Source organism: Bacillus sp. NPDC094106 (genome assembly GCF_044764345.1).
Classification (GTDB): domain Bacteria; phylum Bacillota; class Bacilli; order Bacillales; family Bacillaceae_G; genus Bacillus_A.
Genome location: NZ_JBIWHY010000032.1, coordinates 1 through 25,067, shown reverse-complemented (window position 1 = coordinate 25,067; position 25,067 = coordinate 1). Strand labels below are relative to the sequence as shown.

Sequence of the window (25,067 nt, the reverse complement as noted above, 5' to 3'; positions counted from 1 at the left end):
TAATTAAACTTAGAAGATGAATAGGAGGATTCCTATGATTGGAGAACGTTTACGGAATTTAAGGAAAGCAAAGAACCTAACTATGAAAGAGTTAGGTCAAAAATTAAATCTGGCAGAATCAACAATATCAGGATATGAAAATGGGAAAAGAAAGCCTGATTATGACATCCTAAATAAATTTGCTGATTTTTTTGAGGCTTCAACTGATTACCTTTTAGGAAGAGATTTAGTTAAAAATACCAGTAAGGAGCTTGTCATTGACAATGCTTTAATAGACCCAGATTTAGGTCTATGGTTCAAAGAAATCAAAGACGCTTCTCCTGAAAAACAAGAAGAGCTTAAACAGTTTTGGGAATTTATTAAGGTGAAGGAGAAAAATCGCAAGTTGTGAGATAAACAACGCTAATAAAATAGTTTATATAATAAATACACTTTTCAATGAATGTTACTATTGTTGGTCGTGAATTGAAATAACAAGTTAGGAGGGGGAGATTTCCCCTCCTTTTTATTTTGGATAAATTAGTTCTCTATCAATTACATATCATATAGCGGTTTTATAAAAGAGGTTTTTGTCATAAAATTTTAAAAGGGTAATTACAAAGTTATCTTCATAACTTATCATTATTTAAATTGACTATTGTTAATGAAAACATTAAAATTATAAGAAGTAAGAAAATGTAAAGGGGAAATGAGTAATGTTATCATACACAGATAATGAATTAAACTATATAGTGCCAAAAGAAGCTTGGGAGATTGTTTCCTGTCTTACAAGAAATAGTAAGCCTAATAAACAGCTAACGGGACTTATTGACTCTCAAGGAGAATATAAAGATGTCTTTCAAAAGATTTGTTCTACGGATAAAGTTACTATTATCTTTGAGAATGGATTTAAAAGAAATAGTGATACAGAAGATGTCTTTCAAGGAATGTTAGGCTGTTATGGTTTTGAAGAAAACTGTTCAGATGCATTAGAAGGAGAAGAGTTTGAGTATACTGGATTCCCTCAAAATGGAGGACTTGATAGAGTGTTTATCGAACGTATGATTTTGGATGGTTATTGGACATCAATTATTTTACACGGAATTGAGAATCCTGAAGATAAAGGGTTGTATGTTATGATTCATAATAAAGAACAGAAGCAAAATAATTAAAGAATTAATAAAACAAGAGTATATAGTGAGAGCAGGGAACGTAATGACAGAGAAGATTAAGTTATCCATGACTGTAACATGGGAAATAACAGGAAAAAAAATGCAAACATGGCTGTTAATAAAAGAGTTGAAAAAAGAAAATGACTCTCGTTGGCTTGGAAAGCCAGACTATTCTTGTTTGACATGTTCACATTCCATGACTACGGGTACACAATTAGTTTGTGTAGAAAACAAAAATCATAAAGAAGTAGATGATGACCATTTATGTAAGAAATGGATTTAGTAATGGATTGTAAAAAGAAATGAAAAAATTTAATATTGAAGGGGATAACGTGAAGTGTGGATGTATGAGAAATTTTTCTATAAATAGCGTGAGAATTTCATACTACAAGGAGGAAACACTATGAAACTTTCGTTTGTATTAACTTGTAATTGCAAAAATGAGAAATCTTATAATGTGGAAGAAAAATACCATAGCGAATGCCATGACACGTTTATAGATTTAACGGAAGAAATTTGTGATGATAATTTTAAAGCAGACCCCACGCCTGATGGTATGAGGGTTACTTGTGGAAAATGTGGAAAAAGAACTGATATTATATAGGAATCTCAGATTGTAATGAGATATGATACCATATAAAAGAAAATGAAGAAATTAAGTAAAGATTTACTTATTGGAGTGTTTATAACATGAAAGACGAAAAAAGAAATCTAATACTTGGTTTGAGAGTTGGAATACCACTATCAAGAATCTGTATGGGGAGAAATCTGATAATCCTAAAAAAGAGACTGAAGAAAAAGTTGATTCAACGCAGGAAGGTGTAAAAGAATGAGCGAAATAATTATTGATACAAAAAAGTTAATAAATTTATCTACCGAAGAATTAGATGAATTACTAAGAAATGAGAAATATACAGAAGATACCCTGCGAGAAGTGGCTAAGAGGCTAATTTTTGTTGCAAAAGAACTTGAAACGGCACTTGTATTGGAAAAAGAAAGAACAAAAAGATTAAGAAATAGAGTAGAAGATTTAACAAATAATGTCGAGGAATTGAACGAAGAATTACCACCTTATAGAAGATAATGAATCATTAACATAATAACGATAGTAAATAAGAAGTGCTAAGATTCCAATGAGATAGAGTCTTGAACTTCTTTTTTATTTGTTAATGTATATGAATTATAAAATCCAATTTATTAATCTAAAATACATGAGCAGAATAAAAATTAGGTATTTGTAATTTGCAAATTATATTTGAAGAGGAGAGAATATTATGATAACTGAAATGATTAGCAAAATCAAAGGTGGTCAATTGTTGTCTTTAACAACTAATGAAAAAGAATTATTAGTTGAGGTTTTAGAAAAAGAAAAACAAAGAAAAATGAATATAGAAGTGGAAAGTTCAGAGATAGAGACAAAAGTGATAGCTTTAGTAAAAGAGGAATTCAAAAAAATGCGTTTCTCAAAGACAGAAAGTAATAGAGCTATATTAAGTAATAGATGCCAACAAATTATTTATAAACAATGGGGGACTTCAAACAACCATTTGTGGAAATTAGTAGATAAAACAGTTGAAGAGTTAATCTCAGACAATATGGATTAAAAATAGTAGAATAGTGGACATGTAAGAAATGTTAATATAGGGGTTTTATACAATAAGGAGGAGTTCAATATGATTACAGCTAACGATATCTTATCTATTAAAAATGAAAAAATTATTTTAGATATATTCAAAGTGAAAAAGGTTGCTTCTAATGTATATAAAATTATTGGATTTAATTATGGGGAAGAAGAAGTGAAATTAACAGGATATGCGGATGAAGTTGCAAAATGGCTGAACGGATTTTTTGGATTAAGCGAATAATTAAAAATTAATCAATAGAATCAAAGGGTGTGAAATGCTAAATTTCATACTCTTTTTTGTGTTTATTCGGCAATGCATAGTTATGAAAACCTATCTTTGTATCTATAATATATAGATTTTAATGAAAAGGTGGTGGCAACTATGCATGTTATTGAAAAATCAAAAAATCTCTTCTTTGCATTTTGGATTGCGGTATTACTTATTTTACCGTTTGTTCAAATACAGGTTCACGCAGAAGAGAGCGTGACAACTAATAAGGTAGAGGCAATCAGTAGAGATGCTGTTCGAACAAATAGCACAACATTTGATTACTCTCCAGATAAAGAAGTGCCATCAGTTTCAATGGATAAAGCAAACAGTTGGGCTGAAAGAAAAGGATATGACGTAGTTAAATTCTTACAAACAGTTGTTCAACCATTAGCCGTAATTGCATTTATTGTTTTTGCCATAATAGCTCTATTTGGAATGGTGGGCAAAGGTCTTCTTGGAATGGGGATTTCAGTTTTTGTATATACTGGTGTGTTATTCGCTCCAGAACTATTAAACTTCTTCTCTCGTTGGTTAGCGTCCTAAATATTAGGGTAGTAGATGATGCATTCTACTATCCTTTTTCTTTTTTTATGTAAATGGTGTTTTTGAAAGTAGTTGACTCTTTTTTTGTTATATAGGTTTATGTTTCGGAGGGGTTTTGTTAAAGGATAAATATAAAGACCTATAGCAATTCACATAGGTCTTCGTTGTGATATTTATTATTTATTATTAAGTAGGAAATGAGCTTCATCAAATAATACGATTGTTCCTACTAAGGAAACATCTTCTTTTTTGATAGGGCAAATTTTTGTTTGATTCTCAAAGTTTGCAAGTACATGATATCTATCTGAATGCTCTTCCATCAAAGGGACTAAAAAGAACTCTTCATTAATTCTATTTTTGTACCAACAATCAGATAATTTAACTGTACATGAATGAATTTTTACTCGTTGTAGTCCATCAATTAGATTGTGTAAACTTGTAACTTCATCTATTAACTTTGGAATATCATCCATACATTCTATTGCTTTTTCAGAAGCTTTTTCCCAAGGATTTTCTGATTCTCTATGATGAAAACACTGTGCGTATGCTGTATATCTATCTGACATCTCTTGAATTGATTTCTTGTTTAACATTTTACTCCATCCTTTACGTTATATTATTTATTTAAAATTAATAGTGTAGGGTTTTCATAATTTGTTCCTAAGTATTCAATCTCATATTCATCGCTACTAACAATTAGAGACAATAAATTCCCATGATAATCGTGCCCCTTTAAATCAAATGCAGGATATTTATCTCCTCCCCATTCAATTAACATAGGCTGATACCAATCATCATCTTTTTTATGGCGAAAACGAATAATATCTCCTGCAAATAATTCTCGTTTTAGCTGATTCATATCTGTAATCGTAGTGGCATATTGCCCCACAGAATCCATTTCAACGATTATAGGACTACTATCTGTAAAAAGAGTTATATCATCATTAATGCCTTTTTCTTTCTTGAATTCATCTGTGTAGTAGTTAATGTAGTAGCCAAATCCAAAGTCCCATTGATTTGTCTCTTTATTAAATCCTCTAAATTTTGGTTCTTCCATCATTTAATCTCCTCTATGAAATATTTTATTCATTATCTGTAGTGAAACTTTCTAAGTACTCAAGAATTAATATGTGACTTACATCTGATAGATTATATTTGTTGAAAATCTTTTTAAGTTGTTTATTATATTTCTTCACCATATTTGCAATATGTACTTCAGGACAACAAGGACAATTACGTTTACTACAATAACGATAGTCATTCTGAATACGTGTAATTTCTAAAATGAGTTCTAAGAGAGCAATTCGCAATTCTTCTTTGTCAGCTTCATTATATCCTGCTAAAAAATCATTTTGGTATACCTCAATTATTCCTTGTAACGCTAATTTAGTTTTACCCATAATTTTCCCTCTTTTCTATGCGTTTTATTATGCTTAGACAAATTCAATATGAGGCTCTGTCAATAATCCCCAAGATACAGCAAGCATTTCAGCCCATTTTTCGACACTTTGACTCATAATTGTTTCTCGATAAGGTGCAAATAAATCACGTATAACATCTTTCTTTTCAAAGAACTTCTTATTTATTTCTTCTTGTGAATAAACTTCTTTTGTTTGTTCAAAAATCCATTCACTCATTTCCTTGATATAATTTGCTACATGCTCATCGTTGTATATTGCTAAAAAATCATTTGCTTCCACATTCTCAGCTCCTTTCTTTTATTTCGTGTATAAATACTCTATTTCAGTATCCTCCGTGTTTCTTATCGGAATTCATAAGGTAATTATACTATAGTCAATAAATGTTGTAAATTATTTTTTACAATAAAATTATGTTCCGTTGACTAAAGTATATGACAATGATACTATAAATGAATAAAGAACGTAGTTAGGAGCGGATAAGATGAATCTTTTATATAAAATAATTGGAACAAATTCTGAACGTAAAGTGAAGAAAGTCACAAAACAAATGAAAGAAGTTGTTGCATTAGAAAATGAAGTGAAATCATTGTCAGATGAAGAGTTGCAAGGGAAAACATCGGAATTTAAACAACGTCTCCAAAATGGGGAAACAGTTGATGACCTTTTGCCAGAAGCTTTTGCTGTGTGTCGAGAAGCTTCCAGTCGAGTTTTAGGAATGAAACATTATGAGGTTCAATTAATTGGTGGAATTATCTTACATGAAGGAAATGTGGCTGAAATGAAGACGGGGGAAGGTAAAACATTAGTTGCTACACTACCTGTTTATTTAAATGCTCTTAGTGGTAAGGGTGTGCATGTTGTGACAGTAAATGACTACTTAGCAACACGAGATTTGGGGATTATGAAGCCATTATATGATTTCTTACAACTTAGCAGTGCTGTTATTACAGGGGATTTAACAATTGCAGAAAAACGTGAAGTGTATCATGCTGACATTACTTACATTACAAACTCAGAGCTTGGTTTTGATTATTTACGTGATAATATGGTGAGAAGAAAAGAAGAAAAAATGCAACGTCCTCTGCATTTTTGTATTGTCGATGAAGTTGATAGCATTCTATTAGATGAAGCACGGACACCACTGATTATCTCAGGACCAGGAGAAGAACCCTCCCAATGGTATCCGATTGTGGACATGTTTGTTCGCTCATTAAAAGAAGAAGACTATTCAGTGGATGAAAAACTAAGGATAGTTATGCTAACAGATAGTGGAATGGAAAAAGCAGAAAAAATGTTCCATATGGAGAACTATGCCGATTTAGAGAACACTACAATTCGTCATCATGTAGACAAATCCTTGCAAGCTCATTACTTCTTTAAAAAGGACAAGGACTATTTAGTGAAGGATGGAGAGGTATTTATCATTGATGAGCATACAGGACGTGTATCAGAAGGAAGACGATATTCAAATGGATTACACCAAGCGATGGAAGCTAAAGAAGGTGTAAGAATTCAAGAAGAAAACAAAACATTAGCTTCTATTACCTATCAAAACTTCTTCTTGTTATATGAACGCTTATCAGGAATGACTGGTACAGCAGAAACGGAAGAAGTAGAATTTCGTGAGACATATGGTTTAGAGGTTGTTGTAATTCCTACGAATCAACCAATTCAACGAAAAGACAAGGAAGACAAAGTATACTTTACGGAAAAAGCAAAATTCATTGCTATTGTAGAAGATATTAAAAAGTCCCATAAAAAAGGACAACCTGTATTAGTTGGTACTTCGACAATTGAGAAATCAGAGAGATTATCAGATTTACTAACGAAAGATGGAATTCCTCATCAAGTTTTAAATGCGAAGCATCATGATATTGAAGCTGAAATTATTATGAATGCAGGAAAAAAAGGAGCAGTTACAATTGCTACCAATATGGCAGGTCGTGGTACAGATATTAAATTAGGTGAAGGTGTTACAGAGGTTGGTGGATTAAAAGTTATCGGTTCTGAACGCCATGACAATAGACGAATTGATAATCAGTTAAGAGGTCGTTCTGGTCGGCAGGGAGATAAAGGAATTAGTCGATTCTATGTTTCCTTTGAAGATGATTTAATGCGAGTGTTTGCATCAGATAAAATCAAAGAAATGATTACGCTTATGCCAAAAGATGATGATAATGCAGTGGAGAATAAGTTCTTAACAAAAGCGATTGGTAAGTGTCAAAAGAATTTAGAAGCTATGCATTATGATGCTCGTAAGGAAACAATGAAATATGATTCCATTACGAACGAACAGCGAAAAGTCATTTATCAACAAAGAGACGATGTATTAGAGGTAGATTTTGATATTGTTGGTCAATTAGAAATTATGGCCAAAGATACATTTGAACAAATCATTCATAAAAAGCTTAGTAAATATGAAGAGTTTAGACAGGATGAGGATTTAAAACCTGCATTAGAAGAAATAAAACATACTTTAGAAGCTGATTATTCAATGGTTGGGATAGTTAATATGGATAATGTGCTACATAAAGATATTGAAGAAATAAAAGAATATGTATTAAAGAATTGCATGGATGCTTTTGAAGTGAAGAAAGAGCTTGTTGTCCAAAATGAAATTCAAGAACAAATGAAACAAATTCTATTAGAAATTGTAGATAGTAAATGGATTCAACATATTGATGCTTTAACGGATTTAAAGCAAGATGTGAAATTGGCTGTATATAATCAGAAAAAACCAATTGATGAATTCTTGTTTGCAAGTAGTGAATTTTTCAATGAATTAGGTGAAAAGATACAAATAGAAATGGTTCAAGCTCTTATGAGAATTCGATTTGTGGAAGAAGAAACAATTGAGAATGTAAGAGAAATTGCATAAGAATTTGAAGGGGCTCAAAAAAGAGCTCCTTTTTAGGTAAAAAATATTTTACTTAATATCACATATGTTATATACTATAGTCAATAAAAGAATGGAGTGATAGCTATGATATATGCAAAAAGTAAGAACAGTGACATTGTGGGGTATTTAACTCCTTCAAGTTTTGGATACAGTGTTCATTATAGCAATAGCAGATTTGAAAATGGTGGATGGACAAGATGCCAAACATTGGGGATGTCATTAAAGGAATTAAAAGAACATTGGATTATTATTGAAAGCTATAAACAACTGTATGAAATGGTAAAAGGTTTTAAAGAAAATGAAAGAATTCGTATTTGGTTTAAAGATGTTTCAGGTAAATATATTGTGAAATTGAATTGTATTTACACAGGGGAACTTGTAAAAAATGGGTTCATTTCAAAAGATGGAGAAGTTTGGTCGGAAACAAAAGATAACCGAAATATGATTCGAAATCATGCGATGCTTGTGGAATCGAACGGTATAGAAAAATGGTTTAATCTGATGAAAAATATTGTATATGTTGAAAGTTTAGATAATGTACCGAGTGTGACTCCTTCAGGAGAAAATTCGAATGATGGTGACAAAGTAAATCTACCTGATATTGATTCGGATTGTTCAAAAATAGATGCCAAACGACACGTTGAATATACTAAAGAAAGATATCCAGTTTCAGTATGATTACAAATTGTGAATGTGGTGGAAAGCTCGGATTATTGTTTACTGAGGATAATTCTACGTCTATTTCTTATGAGTTAATCGCAAATAAAACAATATGTACATCCTGTAAAAAGGAGAGTCAGATTCCACCAATTACAATAGATGATGCTTATCATGAGGATTTCATATTTTTATAGAAAGGGAGAGGGTAAGATGGAGTACGCAGACATCATAAAAGAATTAGGTGTTATGAAAGAAAAGTATCATACCGATTTAGGTACATTAAATTTACATAAAAAACAATTCGCAGAAAATGAAAGCCTTTCAAATAATTTGAAGGGAAAGCAAGAACACCATGCCACGATGAAAGAGTTATTAGAAAGGGCATCACAAGAGGCAAGGGAGAATGGTAAAGAGATTCTTTCTCAGACCGCAACATCATCATTACAAATGGTTATGGGTGACAACCTTTCTGTAGATATTCAATTAGATAGTGCCCGTGGTGTGCCAGTTGCAGATGTATTAGTAAAAGCACAGTATCCAAATGAGGTAGTTGAAACTGACCCTGCTCAAGAAGATGGTGGTGGAAGAGCGGATATTGTATCGTTATCCACTTTTGCGGCCATAAATTTACTTGTAGGGGATAATAATAAAGCAGGATTTTTCTTAGATGAACCTACGAAATACGTTTCAAAAGAACCATCAGAGAATACAGCTCATCTTATAAGAGAATTAGTAGATTATACAGGAAGACAAACATTTCTTGTCTCACATGAGGATGTATATATGCCTCTTGTGTCTGATAGCGTATTTCGTATGGAATTAGATGAAAACGGAACGACAAAGGTAGAGAAAATGAGTTAATAAGAAAAACAAATTCGAGGTGTAAGTTTGTGAAATGCACTACATCTATAATTATAAAATATACACTTGGTCTGGAAGCAGTTTTTGAAAAAGCACAGGCTAAAATTGAAGAATATGAAAACCAAGGATATGAAAGTGTTAGTTATCATATTTCTATGGAAAATGGATTTGATATAGCAAATGTCACGATGATAAAGAAAGTCTAATATACGTGAATTACATAAAATCATAGAAAAGGAGAATGACGAAATGAGTAATAGAGGGTATGTTATTGGAAAAACAACAGTGCGAGAAATTTATATAGTTTCACAAGATAAGCCATTTATTCAAAATGAATATTTAATGATTGATGATGAACTACATGGAGATTTGCCCATTGAAGTCTTACATACGACTACGGTTCCATTTTTAGCAGAGTCTATCATGCCAGAGGGATTTGCATTGGATATTATAAAAGGATTATCGAAACAGATTGTAATGGATAGAAAGACTCATATAGCAAGGGCGAAAGTTTTAAAGACACTAACAAAGCCAGTTACTCCAAATGTAATTGTACGAGATACAACATTTGAAGAAATGAAGAAAATATTAATTCATGCGAAACCTTCAGATGCTTTAACATTAGGTGTTATTTTAGGTACGGAAGAATTACAATCAAATCTACCGCAAGAATTAACTAACATTGCCCCTTTGTGGAGAAATGGTGAAGCAGTTCATCAAGAGGGGGTACCATTTGTATTGAACTATCGTAAATTCCGAGAGTATCCTCATATTGGTGTATTCGGAACATCTGGTTCTGGTAAGACATTTGGATTACGAGTGCTTGAAGAGGAGATTCAAAAAATTCGTATTCCTGGTGTAGCATTTGACCCTCATAACGAAATGAATTTTGTAGAGCCTATGGATGGATTAGACGAAAATCTTGTTTATGATTTTCAAGATAGAAATAAAATCTTTTATATTGGAAAAGATGTAGGGATTAATTTTCATGAATTAAAATTAGATGAACTCATGAATTTATTTGATTTCGTGGGAGAATTAACAGAACCGCAACGTGGAGCATTAGAAGTTCTATATGAAAAAGGAGATACGTTAGCACATTTAAAGAATCAAATTATTAATTTAAAAGTAGCTTTTGAAGTGCATGAGAACCCTAAACCAAAAGGGAGATTTGGAAATCAGAATTCTCCTGAAGATGATTTAAGCGATGAACAAGCATTACTTTATGAGAGAAATAAAAATAGGGTTTCTGGAAGCAAAACCTTACAAGCATTGTCTTGGAAATTGGATGCTTTAGAATCTACTAATATTTTTGTAGGTGATGTAGATGGTGTGGAATCTGTGATGAAACAAGGTAAAATTGCAGTTATTCGAGGAGATATGTTGAGACAACAAATGATTGCTTCTTACATTCTACGAAAACTCTATAAAAAGCGTAGAGATTATCAAGATTATCAAGATTATCAAGAGCATGGTGGAGATAAACCAGAATTCTTCCCAATGTTTTTTGTTATCGTAGATGAAGCACATAACTTTGCACCACGACATTCTACACCAACAAAAAAGGTATTAAAGAAGATTTCACAGGAAGCTCGTAAATACGGTGTGTTTGAAATTTTCTGTACGCAGAAACCAGATGCATTAGACCCTACAATTGTAGCACAATTAAATACGAAGTTTATTTACCGTTTAAATACAGCAGATGACATGGAAATGGTTCGGAAAGAAACGAATTTAACAGAAGATGAAATGAAACGTTTGCCAGAATTACCGTCAGGACATTGTTTTGTATCTTCTGCAACATTACCGAAAACATTTGCTGTGCGATTTAGAACAACGTTTACAAAGTCACCACATATGCTCGACCCGTTTGATGAGTTTCAAATGTTTATTGAGGATATGGAGAAGAATGATTTGAGTCATATCTTAAAAGAATTTTTACCTATAAAAATGGGTAAGCTTGCAAAAATCCATGATTCTATTAACGAAAAAGCAGGACGTGTTGTTGCTATTGTGGAGATTAGTGAAGAATTAGGAAAAATGACTCGTTTAGGAATTATAGAAGAAAAGAAAACAATGTTAGGCAATGAATATTTGGAGAGAAAGGTAGGGTAACATTCCTACCTTTCTCTTTTGTAACTTAACTAAAAATAACTTTGATTTTTAGTAAAAAAAGTTCAATCTTACTATAATAAAGAGATTATAGGAAACAGGTATTTTTGTAAATTGTATAAAAAGGAGAGAATTAGTATGAAAAAGTTAGTAGTGACAGTAGCAGGAGCACAGAATTTGAATGACGTTAGAAGAGGGGCAAAGGTGCAATTGGTAAAAGACCCTAATCATCCAAGAAGTAAACTTGCTATAAAATGTGTAGATTCAAGAGGGAATAAATTGGGATATGTATTAGGAAAAGGATATGCAGGAAGAGGATGTGTATCAAATGAAGAATTACATGCTAAAATGACTAATGAGAGCATAGAAGGTACTGTACAATTACATCCATTTGTTGATTTGAATGCTTCAATGCGTAGAATCGGATTGACTGTAGGTGTGATGATTGACGAGGAGAACGAAGAAGGAGCTGTAGATATGAGTCATTCTACTAAAGCGTTGGGGCATAAAGTAAGTGTAAAAGGAAGCCTTCAAAAATATACTGGAAAATCAAAAGTGTTGAAATCTTTCCAAGAAAGTAATACAACATTAGTTTCCTTCAAGAAAAATGACGATAAAATCATTACATTGTTCAACGGAGAGCCCGCAGGTGAAGTGAATATGAATGATAATGATGAATCAATCCAAGATTTAACCAAAGGGTTGCAAAAGTTGGATGAGGTAGTTGGAAAAGTTGTAGATGTTACAACAGCTACGTATACAGTGTCTTTTGAAATTGATGAGTCTATCTTGAATCAAGTAGTTGTAACAAAGAATGAGGATACACTACAAGATATAAAAGAGAGAGTGATTCAGAATATTGGAATTGAAAAAGAAGATTTAGATGAAATCGAAGCATATCTTCTAAGTAATAATGTTTCTGAGAAACATATTATTCATGTATTTAATACATATAGAACATATGCAGAAGATGTGGAGCATCGAATTCCAACAAAACCAGAGACTCTTTTTAAAGATACATTTAAAGCGGTAAAAAAATCAGTTGTGTATTTAAATAAAGGAAAGCATTTACGCTTAGAAGGCGAGAAGGGGACAGGAAAAAACGTTTTTGTTCGAACTTTAGCTTGGATTTATCAAAGACCATTATATGAAATGTCTTTAAATAGCCAATTTGATAAGATGGATTTGCTTGGTTCTAAATCTTTCGAACAAGGTACTACAGAAGATGGCAAAACTTATTCAAAAGTCATATTTGATAAAGAAGCATTTGTAGAAGCAATGGAAATTGGGGCTTTTGTGAATTTAGATGAGGTAAATACCGTTGACCCATCTGTGTTAGTACAAATTCATTCAGCAGTTGATGACCGTAGAGCAATGGAAGTACCTGGATATGGTTGGGTAGAAGCAGGCGAAAACTTTGGTGTAATACTAACAATGAATAAAGATTACGTGGGTACAAATCCGTTAAACGAGGCAACAATGGACCGATTCACACCAATCTTGTTTCCATCAAACGCAAGTATTATAGACACTTTGCGAGTACGTGTTCCATCTGCAAAGTTAAGTGATATTCAAGATGCAGATAATATCTATAAAAGCATCTTTGATATGGTGGAAAATGGTCAACTATCAAGAAATTGTTTAACAATTCGTGGTTTTATATCTGCATTGGAAGTAGCTGAAGATTTAGGATTGAAAGAAGGTATTATTGATAACGTAGCAAATCGAATTGATGATGAAGATTATCGACAATATGTTCTTAATATTATTGACAATGAACTTGCATAAATACAAAAGAAAACGGAGTGTTTTCCGTCACTCCGTTTTCAAACAGGTATTCAAAAAATTATTAAAAAGGAGATGTTTTTCAGCATGAAACAAAATCATGAAAAAATAAAAAACATCATAGATTATTTTAACAGGAAATCTATTTATAATCAACTAAGTATGGTTATTTTTAATTTATTAAGAAGAACAGATATTCCATTTAGTTTGAATGTTGGTGGTAGTAGTTATACGGATGGGAAAAAGATTGTTGTTGGTCTTCCTGAAGTATTTGTTAAAAAGGGATTTACATATGAAGAAATATTTTCAGTGTTGAAAGCATTAACAGGTCATGAAGCAGAACACATTAAGTCTTCAGACTTTTGTGTGCTTAAAATATTCTTAAAAGAGGTTGCAGAATATCTAAAAGAGCATTTTCAGATTCATGAAAAACATGGCGAGAAAATTGCACAACATGTACTGAATTCTGTAGAAGATGGGCGTATTGAGAAGCGTTTATGTAATAGAAAAAAAGGATATAAAAAACATATCCAATTCTTAAATGCTACTCTTTGGAAAGAACAGCCAATAAAAAAGGAAGATGAACTACAAGATTTTTTATACTCTATAACAAGTTATTGTGTAACAGGTATTTTTCCTAAAGACTTTGAAGAGTATTATGCAAATACAAGAATGGAAGAAGAATTGAACAAGATAAAAGTAATGGCTATTAAAGGAATCAATGAATCGACTGCACAAGGTTGTGCCAATAGATGTATGAGAATCATTGAGACTATCGCTCCTTATCTTGCTGAATTATTGAAAAATAAAAATACTCAAGAGAACTTAGATGCGATGCCACATTATATTGAATATACTTGTGAAAATCCAGATACGAATCCATCTGAGAATCCAGGGATTGCAGTCTCTGTGCATTTTACACCTGAAGAGAAAAATGAAGCTTCTCAAGATGAGGAACAAAATAAGGAGAATGGAAATGGTAACTCGACTGATGTAAAAGGAGAGAAAAACGAACAAGGAACGCAAGATGAATCAAATAAAACTGCTTCAACAGGCAAAAATAACAATGAGTCTATAGAAGAAGACGATGCTTCTAAAGGAGAGACATCTCAACAAGAAACAAAAGAAGAATCTGTAGAAAAAAATGAAGATAATAAGGGTGCGTCTACAGAAGATTCAAGTGAAGTTGAGTCAAAAGATTCTCAGTCTGATTCAACTACGAATGATAGTCTTGTAGAGAATATTATTAATAGTGTTCGAAAAGAAGCAATGAAAGATGCTGAAATGGCTTTGAAAAATGCAAAAAAAGAGGAAGATAAGCAAAAGAATGAAGAAAAGAAAAAAGCTGAAGCAGATAAAGGAATAACAAAAGAGGATTTAGATGATATAAAAGGAGCGTATGAAGATAAAAAGTATCGAAATTCCAAACCAGAACTGACTATATCTCCAGTTATGAAAAGAAGTAGGGAATTAACAGAAGATATTAAAAGGGAAGGCAAAAGATTTCGAAAAGAAGTAGAAGCGATATTTAGGAATAAAAAAGTGTTTGATTCAAGACATAGAAAAAAGGGATTGCTTGATACATCTACACTATGGAAAATTGGAACAAAAAATTATAATGTCTTTTTAAAGAAAGGACAACCTCAAACAACAGATTATGTAGCATATATGTTAGTTGATGGTTCAGGTTCTATGACTGGAAGAGTAGATGCTCAAAGCAATAAAGTATCTTGCGCTCAAAAAGCTTGTGCAGTAATCGAGGAAGGTATTAAAGGTTTTATACCATTCAAAACCACGTCATTTCAATCCAGTGGAAAACGTGTTGTACATACTACAATTAGTGAGTTTTCTAATGATAGTAAATATAATGAATCATGGAATTCTTATTTTCCTGCTGATGGAATGAATAAAGATGGTTTCTCTATTCGAGTTGCTGTAAAAGAATTATTAAAGCGTCCTGAAAAAAATCGTTTATTGATTGTTCTTTCTGACGGCCTACCTTCTTCTTATCCATCAGAAGAATTAGGCAGAGCTGATGTGAAAGATGCTGTAAAAGAAGCAAGAAAACATGGCATAAAAGTTGTTTCTATTTGTTTTGGAAGCAAAGAACATAGAGAGAAAACAATTCAGGTATATAATGATATGTATCAAAAATCTGTTATTTCATGTGACCCATCAAATATAAACATGGAATTAACAAGGGTTTTGAAAAGAGAAATTACACACTAATGAGAAGAGTCGTTTGGATATTATCCATCGGCTCTTTTTTAGTATTGTGAATGAATTATTCCTTCCCTCTTTACTTTTTGACTATAGTTAATGTAAAATAAATTTAAATTAACTATAGTCAACGGGTGTTTTGGAAGGAGAGAGTAATGTGCAAGTTGTATTCCCTAATTTGAACATTGAAAAAGGAACTATTGTTGAATTGCATCTTGAAGGAGATAAAGTTGCAGTAAAAAAGAATGAAGATAATAAATTTGAACTTATCTGTACATTGCCTCTAAATAAATTTGAAAAGAATAATCGAAATTTATTCGAGCGAAGAAAAATGTTTAGAGCAGTTGTAGATGGAAACATGTTACATGTTGTGCGTTATGTCAGTCTACATGGACACACTGGATATTCATTGCTTGATGGTGCAACAAAGATTTCAGAAATGGTTGCAAAGACCGAGTGGGCAAGTGCGATTACAGACCACGGTGTTATGTATGGGACATTAGAGTTCTATAAAAAAATGAAAAAATCAAATAAAAAACCAATATTAGGTTTTGAAGCATATATTGAAACATTAGATGGTAAAAAGGAAGGTAAACATCAGTTATTACTTGCTATTAATGAAAAGGGTTATCGTAACCTTGTTAAATTGACGAGTATGGGATTTGAGAATAAATATTATAAACCACATATCAAACTTGAATGGTTAGAGAAATATAGTGAAGGTGTTGTTTCAACAAGCTCATGTTTAGGGGGGCTTGTCCCTCAAGCTATTATTAATGGAGATATGGATTTAGCTCGTAAAACGGTACAAAAAATGATTGATATTTTTGGTAAGGAAAATTACTACATTGAAATCCAAAGACATGGTTGTGAAGAGGAAGAAGTTGTAAATCCTGCGTTGCTTCAATTGGCTGAAGAATTTGGTTTAAAAGCAATTGCGACTTCAGATAGCCATTATACAGAAATTGAGGACGCTTCTGTACATGAAATCCTGTTATGTATTGGAACGAAAACAACAATGGATGACCCAAATCGTATGGTCTTTCCAGGGAGTGGTTATCACATTCACACATCTGAAGAAATGGAAGATTTGTTTTGGGATATGCCAGAGCTACTTGATAATACACTTGACCTTGCAGAAAGAATCAACATTGACATTCAACTTGGAGAAATCTATCTACCTGAATTCCCTCTACCAGAAGGATTCGAATCGCAAGCAGATTACTTTGAACATTTAGCATGGGAAGGATTTGCGAAACGATTTAAAGGGCAGAAAGAATTTAAAAGTAAAGAATATCGAGAACGATTAGCCTTTGAGATTGAAACAATTAAAACTATGGGGTTCCCAGGTTATTTCGTTATTGTATGGGACTTTATTCGATTTGCAAAAGAGAGAGGTATTTTAGTAGGACCTGGTCGTGGTTCTGCTTGTGGTTCTTTAGTTGCATATGCTTTAGATATTACGGATATTGACCCAATTCCATATGGACTTATTTTTGAACGATTCTTAAACCCTGACCGAATTTCAATGCCAGATATTGATATTGATTTCGAGGATACAAGACGTGAAGAAGTAATTGATTATGTGAAAGAATTATATGGAGAAGAAGCAGTTTCTCGAATTATTACATTTGGTACATTGGCCGCAAAAGTATCTGTTAGAGATGTAGCTCGTGTATTAGATAAACCATTAGGAAATATGATTGCAAATGCCATCCCTGAAAAACCAGGTATGACATTAAACAAAGCATTGAATGAGAGTCCAGAATTCTATAATATGTATCATTCTGATGCAGAGGTAAAAGAAATTGTTGATATTGCTCTTCGTATTGAAGGTTTACCTCGTAACGTATCACAACATGCTTGCGGTGTCATAATCGCCCCAAGTGCCGTAACAGACCATATTCCTCAGGTTCTATTAGAGAACACAGATACAGGAGCCTATGAGCATACAACTCAGTATAACAAAGATGAATGTGAAGAGATGGGCTTGCTAAAAATGGACTTCTTAGGTCTTCGTACAATGGGTGTTATGGGACGAGCCTTTATTGATATTAATAAGAAACGAAAAGAGTTAGGGTTAGAATCCATTACACTTGAAAGTATTCCACTCGATGATATACGAGTCTATGAATACATTGCAAAAGGTAATACGGCAGGGGTATTCCAATTAGAGAGTGCAGGAATGACAAACTTCATGATGGAGTTATTCCAAGATGCACATACATTAGATGCTGAAATGGGGAAACAATTGTTTGAACGTTTAATTGCAGGGATTTCGTTGTACCGCCCAGGTCCTTTAGATGAAATTCCGAATTACATTAAAAACATGTTAAAGCCTGAAGTAATTGAATATGATGTTCCTCAGTTGCAACCTATTTTAGAAACGACTTACAACATCATCGTATATCAAGAGCAATGTATGTTTATCGTTCGTGAATTAGCAAACTTTACACGAGGACAATCAGATACCATTCGAAAAGGGATGGCAAAGAAAGTAGAAGCCCTTTTAAATGAGTATGGTGAATACTTTGTACACGGTTCAGAGGAAAAAGGAATTACAGGTTGTGTTGCAAATGGAATTGATGAACATATTGCAATTGCCTTATGGGAACGAATGAAGAAATTTGGACGTTACGCATTCAATAAATCTCACGCAACAGGTTATGCGAATATTGCGATTAAAACAGGTTTCTTAGCGTATTACTATCCAACAGAATATATGTGTGCTACTTTAAATTCATTTATCACAATGTCAGATAAAATCAAAGCATACATGGCTGTGAGTAAACGACAAAAGATTGATGTCTTACCACCAGATGTAAATAAATCAAGAGAAGTATTTACGGTTGAAGGGAATTCTATTCGATTTGGCTTACAAGGTATTCGAAATATGGGTAAAATATCAATTCGTTTAATTGAGGAAAGAGATACAAGAGGAGACTTCCGTAATTTCCAAGATTGTGCGGTTCGAATGGCAAAATATCAAAAAGTGGATAGAAGAGTATTAGAGGCATTAATCTTCTCAGGTGCAGTCGATAGCTTTGAAGGTACACGTAATTCGAAATTAATGATGTTAGATGCTTTACTATTGGTAGCTTCACAAGAACGAAAAGACTATCAATCAGGACAATTGTCTATCTTTGATATTCCGTTATTAAGCCAAGATAAAATCAGAGAGGTATTAACTCCTACATTAACAGAGTTTAATATTGATTTTAAATTGGAAAAGGAAAAAGAGTTTGCAGGGTTTTATATTTCAGCACATCCTCTTGATTCGTATGAAACATTGTTAGCTGAAGAAGAATTTTGTGAGATTGGGTTCTTACAAGATACAGATGAAAAAGATGAAGCAGATAGAGTTCGTTCTTATAAAAAATCTATTCGTGTTGCAGGTATTATTACGGAAATTGAAACGTACTACACGAAAAAAGACAATAAGCCTCTTAATGTATTTAAATTAGAAGATACAACAGGGGAGATTAAGTGTGTTGCATTCTCTAACGTATTAGAGCAAAGTGCAGGTTTGTTGCATGAAGGTAGTATCATTGCGATTGAAGGTAAATTTAAAGAAGATGACCGTGGAACACAAATTGTGGTAAAGCGAGTCATTGATATTCATGATGTTGGCAATGATGGAAACCCAAAAGAGATTGTACTGTTAGGCTCTCATAATGTAAATACTGCAAGACAGCAATTTGTAAAAGTACGAGATTATTTGAAAACCTACGAATCTGAAGACTGCACAGTCCCTGTTTATTTTATCTTTGGTGGAAAAACATACAAAGTTAATCTAACGCACTTTAATTTGACGATGATTACACAAATGCAAGAAATAGTAGGTAAGAAAAATTGTCGAGTAAATTATTAAGATGAGAGATGACCTATCTCTCTTTCTTTTTTATAAAAAGGAGATATCACAATGAAAATTATGAAAAAGTTAAAGGCACAAGCGTTATATAGAACAACAATCAGTAAATTAATCTATTTGGAAAAGGAATTTGTTGAAAACCGAGCAACAAAGTCAGATGAGCGTTTTTGGAATGAATATATGGGAGAACTTCGATGGCAATCAAAATATTTGAAAAATGCAGATGAAAGCCTTACATATTTCGAAAAAGTGTTTCAAGAATATCGAAATAAATTTAGCAACTAAAATTGAGTAATTTATAAAGAAAAGAATTACTATGTAAAAACGTAAAAGGAGTGATAGAAATGAAGAAAGACATCTTTGTAGTGGGCGATGTTCATGGATGTAAAGAGAAATTAGATAAAGTACTTGAACATTGGAATAAAGAAACAGAACAACTCATTTTATTAGGGGATTTAATTGATAGAGGAGCTGAGAGCTTAGGATGTATTTTATCTGCAATGAAGTTACAAGAAGAGTACGGAGCTATCATTTTGAAAGGGAACCACGAAGCTATGTTTTTACAGTGGTTAGACATGCCTCATTCATATGCGGAATCCTATTTCAGAAATGGAGGAAGAGAAACTCTTTCAACATTTTTACCAGAATTTGAATTTAGAAATCTGACAGAAGTTGCAGAGTATATAAAAAGAGAGTTTGCAAGAGAAGTAGAGTTTCTTAGAAATCTCCCTCTTTATCATGAAACAGACAGTCATATTTTTGTACATGCAGGTGTTAACTTAATACTAAAAGATTGGAGAGAATCAGGAGAAGACGATTTCTTATGGATTCGAGAACCTTTTCATAAGAGAAAGAACATAACAGGAAAAATAATTATCTTTGGTCATACACCTACCCCGTTTTTACATAAAAATGATGATTGTAATATATGGGTTTCACCATGCGAAACAAAAATTGGGATTGATGGTGGAGCGGTTTTTGGTGGCTATTTACATGCTCTTAGAATTAATGAATTAGAAACAGTAAGATTTTCAGCTTAATCATATAGTGTGGAAGGGATGATAACATCTCTTCTGCATTTTAAACATGTTACAAAAAAGGAGTATAAGAAATGAAATGGTTAGTACAAGAATTCCTCAATTATAATCCTAATACGATTCGAATTATAAACGCATTAGAAAAATGTTTTATTGAGTATTTGATTGTAAGAGTAAATGAAGACAATTCACTAACAGTGATTGACAAGTCGAGTAAAATACCACGAGATGACTCTGATAAGATACTAAAGGAGTTTATTTTAAACGAACGGGTAATGATATATGGCTCTAAAACTTTCGCAAATATAGCAAAGGAAATGAATTTGAAACCTGGTTCTTTTATGAATGACCAATTTGAATTTGAGGTGTTTCGAGAGGTATTAGGCAAGGAACTTTTAAATCATGATTTTTTCATAGGGGACTTATGGGCTCTTAAGCCAATAGCGGATAAATTTTTCATTCGTCCAACAGGAAATACAAAGTTGTTCACAGGTATGGCAGTGACGAGAGAGGATTTTTTATTATGGCAAGAGAGAGAACGTGTTAATAATAGTCCTTATATTGGACAAAAATTAATGATTTCATCTATACAAGAACTAAAAGCAGAATATCGCTTTTTTGTTGTAAATCAAAAAATAGTGACAAGTTCTTGTTATAAAGTAAATGGTGTTTTCAATACTTCGTCCAAACCATCTGATGAATTAATTTCTTATACGATGAGAATGATTCATCAATTTCCATTGGCAAAGGCATTTGTAATTGATGTTGCAGAAACAAAAGAAGGTTTTCGAGTTGTTGAATACAACAACATTAATTCATCTGGTCTATATGATTGTGATGAATTTGCATTTGTGCGAGCTATAAATGAAATGATGAAATAATTTTGGTTTCAATGAAAATGCAGATAGGAGATGTATTAATGACCGAGTTAAAAGTTATGAAGATAACCCAAAGTAAAAAAGACTTGGAGAGATTGTTTGTAGTAGGAGATGTTCATGGATGTTTTTTACATTTCACTGCATTATTAAAGAAATGGAATCATAAGGAATATCAATTTATTCAGTTAGGAGATTTAGTGGATAGGGGAGAAGATGTGAAATCAACAATCTTAAAAGCTATTTCTTTAAAAAGAGAATATAATGGAGTATTCTTAAAAGGAAATCATGAAGAATTATTTTTGAGTTTTATAGAAGACCCAATAAACGAAGGAGAGTTTTACTTAAGTCAAGGTGGTAATAAAACCATAGATTCATTTTTAGGAGAAAAAGCATCTGTTACATATACTCCAGAATATCTTGCTAATCAAATGAAAGAAAGATATCCTGAAGTGATTCAATTTATTAAGGATATGCCATACTTTTATGAATCCGAACATTTTATTTTTGTTCATGCAGGTGTGAATCTTGCATTATCTAATTGGAAGAATACTTCTGAAAGAGATTTCAGTTGGATTCGAAAACCATTTCATTACGGTAAAAACGAAACTGGAAAGACAATTGTTTTTGGACATACAATTACAAGGCTATTGAATGAAGATAGGTCAGATAATATATGGACTTCGCCATGTGAAACGAAGATTGGTATTGATGGGGGAGCTGTTTTTGATGGCCAATTGAATGGACTAATTATTGATGGGAATACATATAAGATTATATCCGTATAAAAAGGGAAGAAGTTATATAAAAAAGCACCTATTATGGGTGCTTTTGCTTATTGCTCTTTATCTTCTTTTGTAGATTCATTGGAAACTTCAAGAGACTTAGGAAGTTTTATTGATTTTAAAGTTAATTGGTTTTTCATGGGAATAACAGTGAATGTTGATTCTATTGTACTTGTATCCTTATCGAATGGAGCGGTAATTAAACTATTGCCTCTGTTACTAATTACAATAAGCTCTTCTTTATCTTGAGTAACAATTGAATATTCTCTTTGGTTTTTAGCAGTATCAACTCCTAATCTAAATGAGCCAATTCCTAAAAATATAAAAGTGCTAAGAATGAAAAAGACACTGTAAGGTTTCAATGGTGTTAAAAGAAACTGTAATATAGATTGGACTTTAGGTGGGAAGAACTGATAAAAAACTATGCAATTTGTAACAAATGCCCATGCCAATATATATCTTCCATCGAATTTGTCTATGTTAAAAATCCAAGAAATAAAGATGGGTACAAAGAAAAGAATGATAATAAAAGCAATTGTTATACTTTTCACTCCACCTTTTCTAAGGAAAAATTCAGGTGCTAAAAACGTGTATCTAACAGCAATATAGGCTACAGTTAGTGGTAATAGATAAGGAAATGAAACTAAGAAGAAATGTACCAAATCACTTGTGTCAATCGTTAACAATGAATAATCATCTAATTGATAATAATGATGATATCCCGATTTAAACAAGGCTGCAAAGGAATAAGTAAGTGCTGTTAACACCAATACAATAATCGTTGCTTGACTTATAATCTTAAAGAATTCATTATTATTTTTTGTTTCGTTGTTATTAATTTGTGCAGAAACGGAATTAGATGTTTCTTGAACTTGAGTATTTCGTGATTTGCTATTTTGTTTCTGCGTAGTCCGTTTTTTATTAGACAAAATATAGCCTCCTTTTATATGGATATCCCTATATTATATCAAACAAATATATTTTCGCAGAGAAATGTAACTAAAATGTAAACATAAAAATGAATCAACTTTATGATTTATTATTTATTTGAATAATAAAAGAGATGTACCCTCATAGATACATCCCTTAGTCTTCAGCATCTTCTTCTGATTTCTTTCCATTTGCATAAGCAGGTTTATGCCATCCGAATGCAAAAACTAACAAAATAGTCATAATTAATCCAATAAATGTTGATACATATATGTTTAATGTTGTAATTTTTACAAAGAAAAAGGAGAAGATAGCAGTAGGGATAGAAATCCCTACTAATGTGGTAATAAATACCACGAAAGATTCCTTTATAGTCATTTCTTTATATTCAACTGTCTTATCTCCAACAGTTCCTTTTATCATTTTTGGTTTTGCCATAGTAATGTTCATCCTCTCTTAAATAAATATCTGCTATATCATAATAAGAAATTAAGTACATTATTATTGAATCTTATTTCGAGTGCGTTTTATTAGCCAGAATACCTATTTACTGTAATTGAGTAATGATATATTTTAATATCTTCCGAAATAATCCCTCTTCTTTGAGCACCTTTCAGAGTTTCAAACATATCCTGACGACCTGGTGGATTATCGGTGTGGATATAAATTTTCTCAGCAAATAGATTATGTAAGCAGAAATATTTTACGAAATCATATCCAGTAGGAAGTAATTTACCATGGGCATCTTCTCCTAAATCATGGTCAAGGGAAAGAATTTGAACATCATAGTTTTTTAGATAATGAATCGCTTCTTCCATATTTCTTGCAATTTTAAATCCTTCTGGACAATCGAGATATACGTTAATTTTTTCTTATTCATTCTATTTCAATCCTTTATGTATCATATTATTCTGTTTCGGGTTGAACAAAGAACTTACAGCAATCCATTGCATGTTTACTGTACTTTTGTTTTATTGCTAATTCTTTTGCTTTATCTTGAGCATCTTCTAAGGTAAGTCCTGATTCAATAGTGTGTAAAGTAGGCAATATATGACAATAATGAATCACTTCATAGGTCATTTAAATCCATCCTTTTCTCATATAAGCTAATTCATAGAAAAATGAGACCAATTAATCTTGGACTCATTGCACGTGTTGATTTGGGCTAATTGTATGGATTGTTGCACCTTTTTTTTGGGCATATTCCATTGTATGGTAAGTACCGCCATTCGGAATTCCGTTCCAAACAGCAAGTAAATGTCCTCGTTCAACTGCTAACATATCCACCATATATTCGTCTCTGTCAAACATTGTTTTTTTACCTTTGTATTTTTCTTTTGAAACCATAACGATTTCATCAGCTTTGCCTAATATTTGGTCATATCTTTCTTGGTCGGGTTTAGACCATTGCTCTTCTTGACCTGCACAAGGAAGGGCACAATGTAAAATAATTTTTTTAGGGAACTTTTCTTTTAGCTTTAAAGCGACTAAAGCAAAAACTGTGTCAATCCCTAAAGCCATACCAGTTACTAAACGTAAGATTTCGCCTTCTTCTAACAGTTCAATTTGGTTTAAAATGAATTCTCGCATTTCTCTTCCGATAGAAACATACATTGGATGATAAATATCATAGATATTACCTAATTTCTTTGGTCGATGACCTGTTACAACAATAATCATAGCTCAAACATCTCCATTTTCATTTTATAGTTTCTCTATACCTGTTTTTGTATATACATTTATTATAGATTTTGAAAATGACAATCATTCACACTACAATTACTCTTTATAGGTATATGAACCTCCCCCACTTAGCAAAGCTTGAAGTGGGGGTTTCTTATTGACCATAGAATATATATCTTAGTAAGAAGGAAAGGGTTTGCCTTTTCTTCACTATCTCATTAGATAGTAAGATATAGATTCTATTTACATAAGCAACACATCCTAACGGATGAGGGTGGGAACACACCTTCTACTACTTCTTGCTTACGCAATCCGTAGATACGTTTGTTTTGTCTGTAC

At 32.3% G+C, this 25,067-nt stretch carries 29 protein-coding genes; 20 read left to right on the top strand and 9 right to left on the bottom strand.

All coding sequences use genetic code 11. From position 1 onward, the window contains the following. Positions 1-34: 34 nt before the first annotated feature. From ACIQ7L_RS27035 to ACIQ7L_RS27000, 8 genes are all read left to right on the top strand, one after another. Complete coding sequence (locus tag ACIQ7L_RS27035; protein WP_400573172.1) at positions 35-391, top strand: helix-turn-helix domain-containing protein; 357 nt, start codon at positions 35-37, stop codon at positions 389-391. 304 nt (positions 392-695) lie between these two features. Next, positions 696-1,151, top strand: coding sequence for a hypothetical protein (locus ACIQ7L_RS27030; protein ID WP_400573170.1), 456 nt, complete (start codon positions 696-698; stop codon positions 1,149-1,151). 43 nt (positions 1,152-1,194) lie between these two features. Then, positions 1,195-1,434, top strand: a complete 240-nt coding sequence (locus ACIQ7L_RS27025; RefSeq protein WP_400573168.1) for a hypothetical protein — start codon at positions 1,195-1,197, stop codon at positions 1,432-1,434. Between the two features lie 120 nt (positions 1,435-1,554). Beyond that, positions 1,555-1,755, top strand: a complete 201-nt coding sequence (locus ACIQ7L_RS27020; protein ID WP_400573167.1) for a hypothetical protein — start codon at positions 1,555-1,557, stop codon at positions 1,753-1,755. Between the two features lie 225 nt (positions 1,756-1,980). Continuing rightward, positions 1,981-2,235 (top strand): hypothetical protein, encoded by a 255-nt coding sequence (locus ACIQ7L_RS27015; protein ID WP_400573165.1) that lies wholly within the window; start codon positions 1,981-1,983, stop codon positions 2,233-2,235. A gap of 190 nt (positions 2,236-2,425) precedes the next feature. Continuing rightward, positions 2,426-2,755 (top strand): hypothetical protein, encoded by a 330-nt coding sequence (locus tag ACIQ7L_RS27010; protein WP_400573163.1) that lies wholly within the window; start codon positions 2,426-2,428, stop codon positions 2,753-2,755. A 69-nt stretch (positions 2,756-2,824) separates the two neighbouring features. Continuing rightward, positions 2,825-3,016, top strand: a complete 192-nt coding sequence (locus tag ACIQ7L_RS27005; RefSeq protein WP_400573161.1) for a hypothetical protein — start codon at positions 2,825-2,827, stop codon at positions 3,014-3,016. Positions 3,017-3,157: 141 nt separating this feature from the next. Continuing rightward, a complete protein-coding gene (locus tag ACIQ7L_RS27000; RefSeq protein WP_400573160.1) occupies positions 3,158-3,589 on the top strand; it encodes a hypothetical protein in 432 nt (143 codons plus the stop codon). Positions 3,590-3,765: 176 nt separating this feature from the next. On the opposite strand, the gene ACIQ7L_RS26995 is transcribed toward ACIQ7L_RS27000, so the two are convergent. Genes ACIQ7L_RS26995 through ACIQ7L_RS26980 form a run of 4 tightly spaced genes read right to left on the bottom strand, consistent with a single transcriptional unit; the run spans position 3,766 to position 5,289 of the window. Beyond that, on the bottom strand, positions 3,766-4,182 hold the full coding sequence (locus tag ACIQ7L_RS26995; RefSeq protein ID WP_400573159.1) for a hypothetical protein: 417 nt from the start codon (positions 4,180-4,182) through the stop codon (positions 3,766-3,768). A gap of 23 nt (positions 4,183-4,205) precedes the next feature. Next, positions 4,206-4,646 (bottom strand): YopX family protein, encoded by a 441-nt coding sequence (locus ACIQ7L_RS26990; protein WP_400573157.1) that lies wholly within the window; start codon positions 4,644-4,646, stop codon positions 4,206-4,208. 25 nt (positions 4,647-4,671) lie between these two features. Further along, complete coding sequence (locus ACIQ7L_RS26985; protein ID WP_400573155.1) at positions 4,672-4,989, bottom strand: hypothetical protein; 318 nt, start codon at positions 4,987-4,989, stop codon at positions 4,672-4,674. A gap of 33 nt (positions 4,990-5,022) precedes the next feature. Continuing rightward, positions 5,023-5,289, bottom strand: coding sequence for a hypothetical protein (locus tag ACIQ7L_RS26980; protein ID WP_400573153.1), 267 nt, complete (start codon positions 5,287-5,289; stop codon positions 5,023-5,025). Positions 5,290-5,491: 202 nt separating this feature from the next. Between ACIQ7L_RS26980 and secA the strand changes: the two genes are divergently transcribed. The 12 genes from secA (at position 5,492) to ACIQ7L_RS26920 (ending at position 22,118) form a co-directional block, all read left to right on the top strand. Further along, the gene (gene secA, locus ACIQ7L_RS26975; RefSeq protein WP_400573151.1) at positions 5,492-7,888 is read left to right on the top strand and encodes a preprotein translocase subunit SecA; all 2,397 of its coding nucleotides are present in this window, start codon (positions 5,492-5,494) and stop codon (positions 7,886-7,888) included. A 105-nt stretch (positions 7,889-7,993) separates the two neighbouring features. Further along, positions 7,994-8,587: a hypothetical protein gene (locus ACIQ7L_RS26970; protein ID WP_400573150.1), complete on the top strand. Its 594-nt coding sequence runs from the start codon at positions 7,994-7,996 to the stop codon at positions 8,585-8,587. A gap of 192 nt (positions 8,588-8,779) precedes the next feature. Further along, a complete protein-coding gene (locus ACIQ7L_RS26965; RefSeq protein WP_400573148.1) occupies positions 8,780-9,430 on the top strand; it encodes a chromosome partitioning protein ParA in 651 nt (216 codons plus the stop codon). A gap of 29 nt (positions 9,431-9,459) precedes the next feature. Next, a complete protein-coding gene (locus ACIQ7L_RS26960) occupies positions 9,460-9,636 on the top strand; it encodes a hypothetical protein (RefSeq protein ID WP_400573147.1) in 177 nt (58 codons plus the stop codon). 43 nt (positions 9,637-9,679) lie between these two features. Then, positions 9,680-11,545, top strand: a complete 1,866-nt coding sequence (locus ACIQ7L_RS26955) for an ATP-binding protein (protein WP_400573145.1) — start codon at positions 9,680-9,682, stop codon at positions 11,543-11,545. A 135-nt stretch (positions 11,546-11,680) separates the two neighbouring features. After that, positions 11,681-13,330 (top strand): AAA family ATPase, encoded by a 1,650-nt coding sequence (locus ACIQ7L_RS26950; protein WP_400573143.1) that lies wholly within the window; start codon positions 11,681-11,683, stop codon positions 13,328-13,330. 84 nt (positions 13,331-13,414) lie between these two features. Continuing rightward, complete coding sequence (locus ACIQ7L_RS26945) at positions 13,415-15,556, top strand: hypothetical protein (protein WP_400573141.1); 2,142 nt, start codon at positions 13,415-13,417, stop codon at positions 15,554-15,556. Between the two features lie 148 nt (positions 15,557-15,704). After that, entirely contained in the window at positions 15,705-19,418 is a 3,714-nt protein-coding gene (gene dnaE / locus ACIQ7L_RS26940; protein WP_400573139.1) for a DNA polymerase III subunit alpha, read from the top strand. Positions 19,419-19,469: 51 nt separating this feature from the next. Continuing rightward, the gene (locus ACIQ7L_RS26935; RefSeq protein WP_400573137.1) at positions 19,470-19,703 is read left to right on the top strand and encodes a hypothetical protein; all 234 of its coding nucleotides are present in this window, start codon (positions 19,470-19,472) and stop codon (positions 19,701-19,703) included. A 59-nt stretch (positions 19,704-19,762) separates the two neighbouring features. Then, complete coding sequence (locus tag ACIQ7L_RS26930; RefSeq protein WP_400573135.1) at positions 19,763-20,458, top strand: metallophosphoesterase family protein; 696 nt, start codon at positions 19,763-19,765, stop codon at positions 20,456-20,458. A 71-nt stretch (positions 20,459-20,529) separates the two neighbouring features. Beyond that, the gene (locus tag ACIQ7L_RS26925; protein WP_400573133.1) at positions 20,530-21,336 is read left to right on the top strand and encodes an ATP-grasp domain-containing protein; all 807 of its coding nucleotides are present in this window, start codon (positions 20,530-20,532) and stop codon (positions 21,334-21,336) included. A gap of 38 nt (positions 21,337-21,374) precedes the next feature. Next, positions 21,375-22,118 carry a metallophosphoesterase gene (locus tag ACIQ7L_RS26920; protein WP_400573131.1) on the top strand — a complete coding sequence of 248 codons (744 nt, stop codon included), beginning with the start codon at positions 21,375-21,377 and terminating at the stop codon, positions 22,116-22,118. A gap of 47 nt (positions 22,119-22,165) precedes the next feature. On the opposite strand, the gene ACIQ7L_RS26915 is transcribed toward ACIQ7L_RS26920, so the two are convergent. The 5 genes from ACIQ7L_RS26915 to ACIQ7L_RS26895 form a co-directional block, all read right to left on the bottom strand. Continuing rightward, entirely contained in the window at positions 22,166-23,044 is an 879-nt protein-coding gene (locus ACIQ7L_RS26915) for a hypothetical protein (RefSeq protein WP_400573129.1), read from the bottom strand. A 157-nt stretch (positions 23,045-23,201) separates the two neighbouring features. Then, positions 23,202-23,483: a hypothetical protein gene (locus ACIQ7L_RS26910; RefSeq protein ID WP_400573127.1), complete on the bottom strand. Its 282-nt coding sequence runs from the start codon at positions 23,481-23,483 to the stop codon at positions 23,202-23,204. A gap of 92 nt (positions 23,484-23,575) precedes the next feature. Beyond that, a complete protein-coding gene (locus tag ACIQ7L_RS26905; RefSeq protein WP_400573186.1) occupies positions 23,576-23,911 on the bottom strand; it encodes a cyclic-phosphate processing receiver domain-containing protein in 336 nt (111 codons plus the stop codon). A gap of 40 nt (positions 23,912-23,951) precedes the next feature. Then, positions 23,952-24,125 carry a hypothetical protein gene (locus ACIQ7L_RS26900; RefSeq protein WP_400573126.1) on the bottom strand — a complete coding sequence of 58 codons (174 nt, stop codon included), beginning with the start codon at positions 24,123-24,125 and terminating at the stop codon, positions 23,952-23,954. Between the two features lie 63 nt (positions 24,126-24,188). Beyond that, the gene (locus ACIQ7L_RS26895) at positions 24,189-24,725 is read right to left on the bottom strand and encodes an SLOG family protein (protein WP_400573124.1); all 537 of its coding nucleotides are present in this window, start codon (positions 24,723-24,725) and stop codon (positions 24,189-24,191) included. Positions 24,726-25,067: the final 342 nt, after the last annotated feature.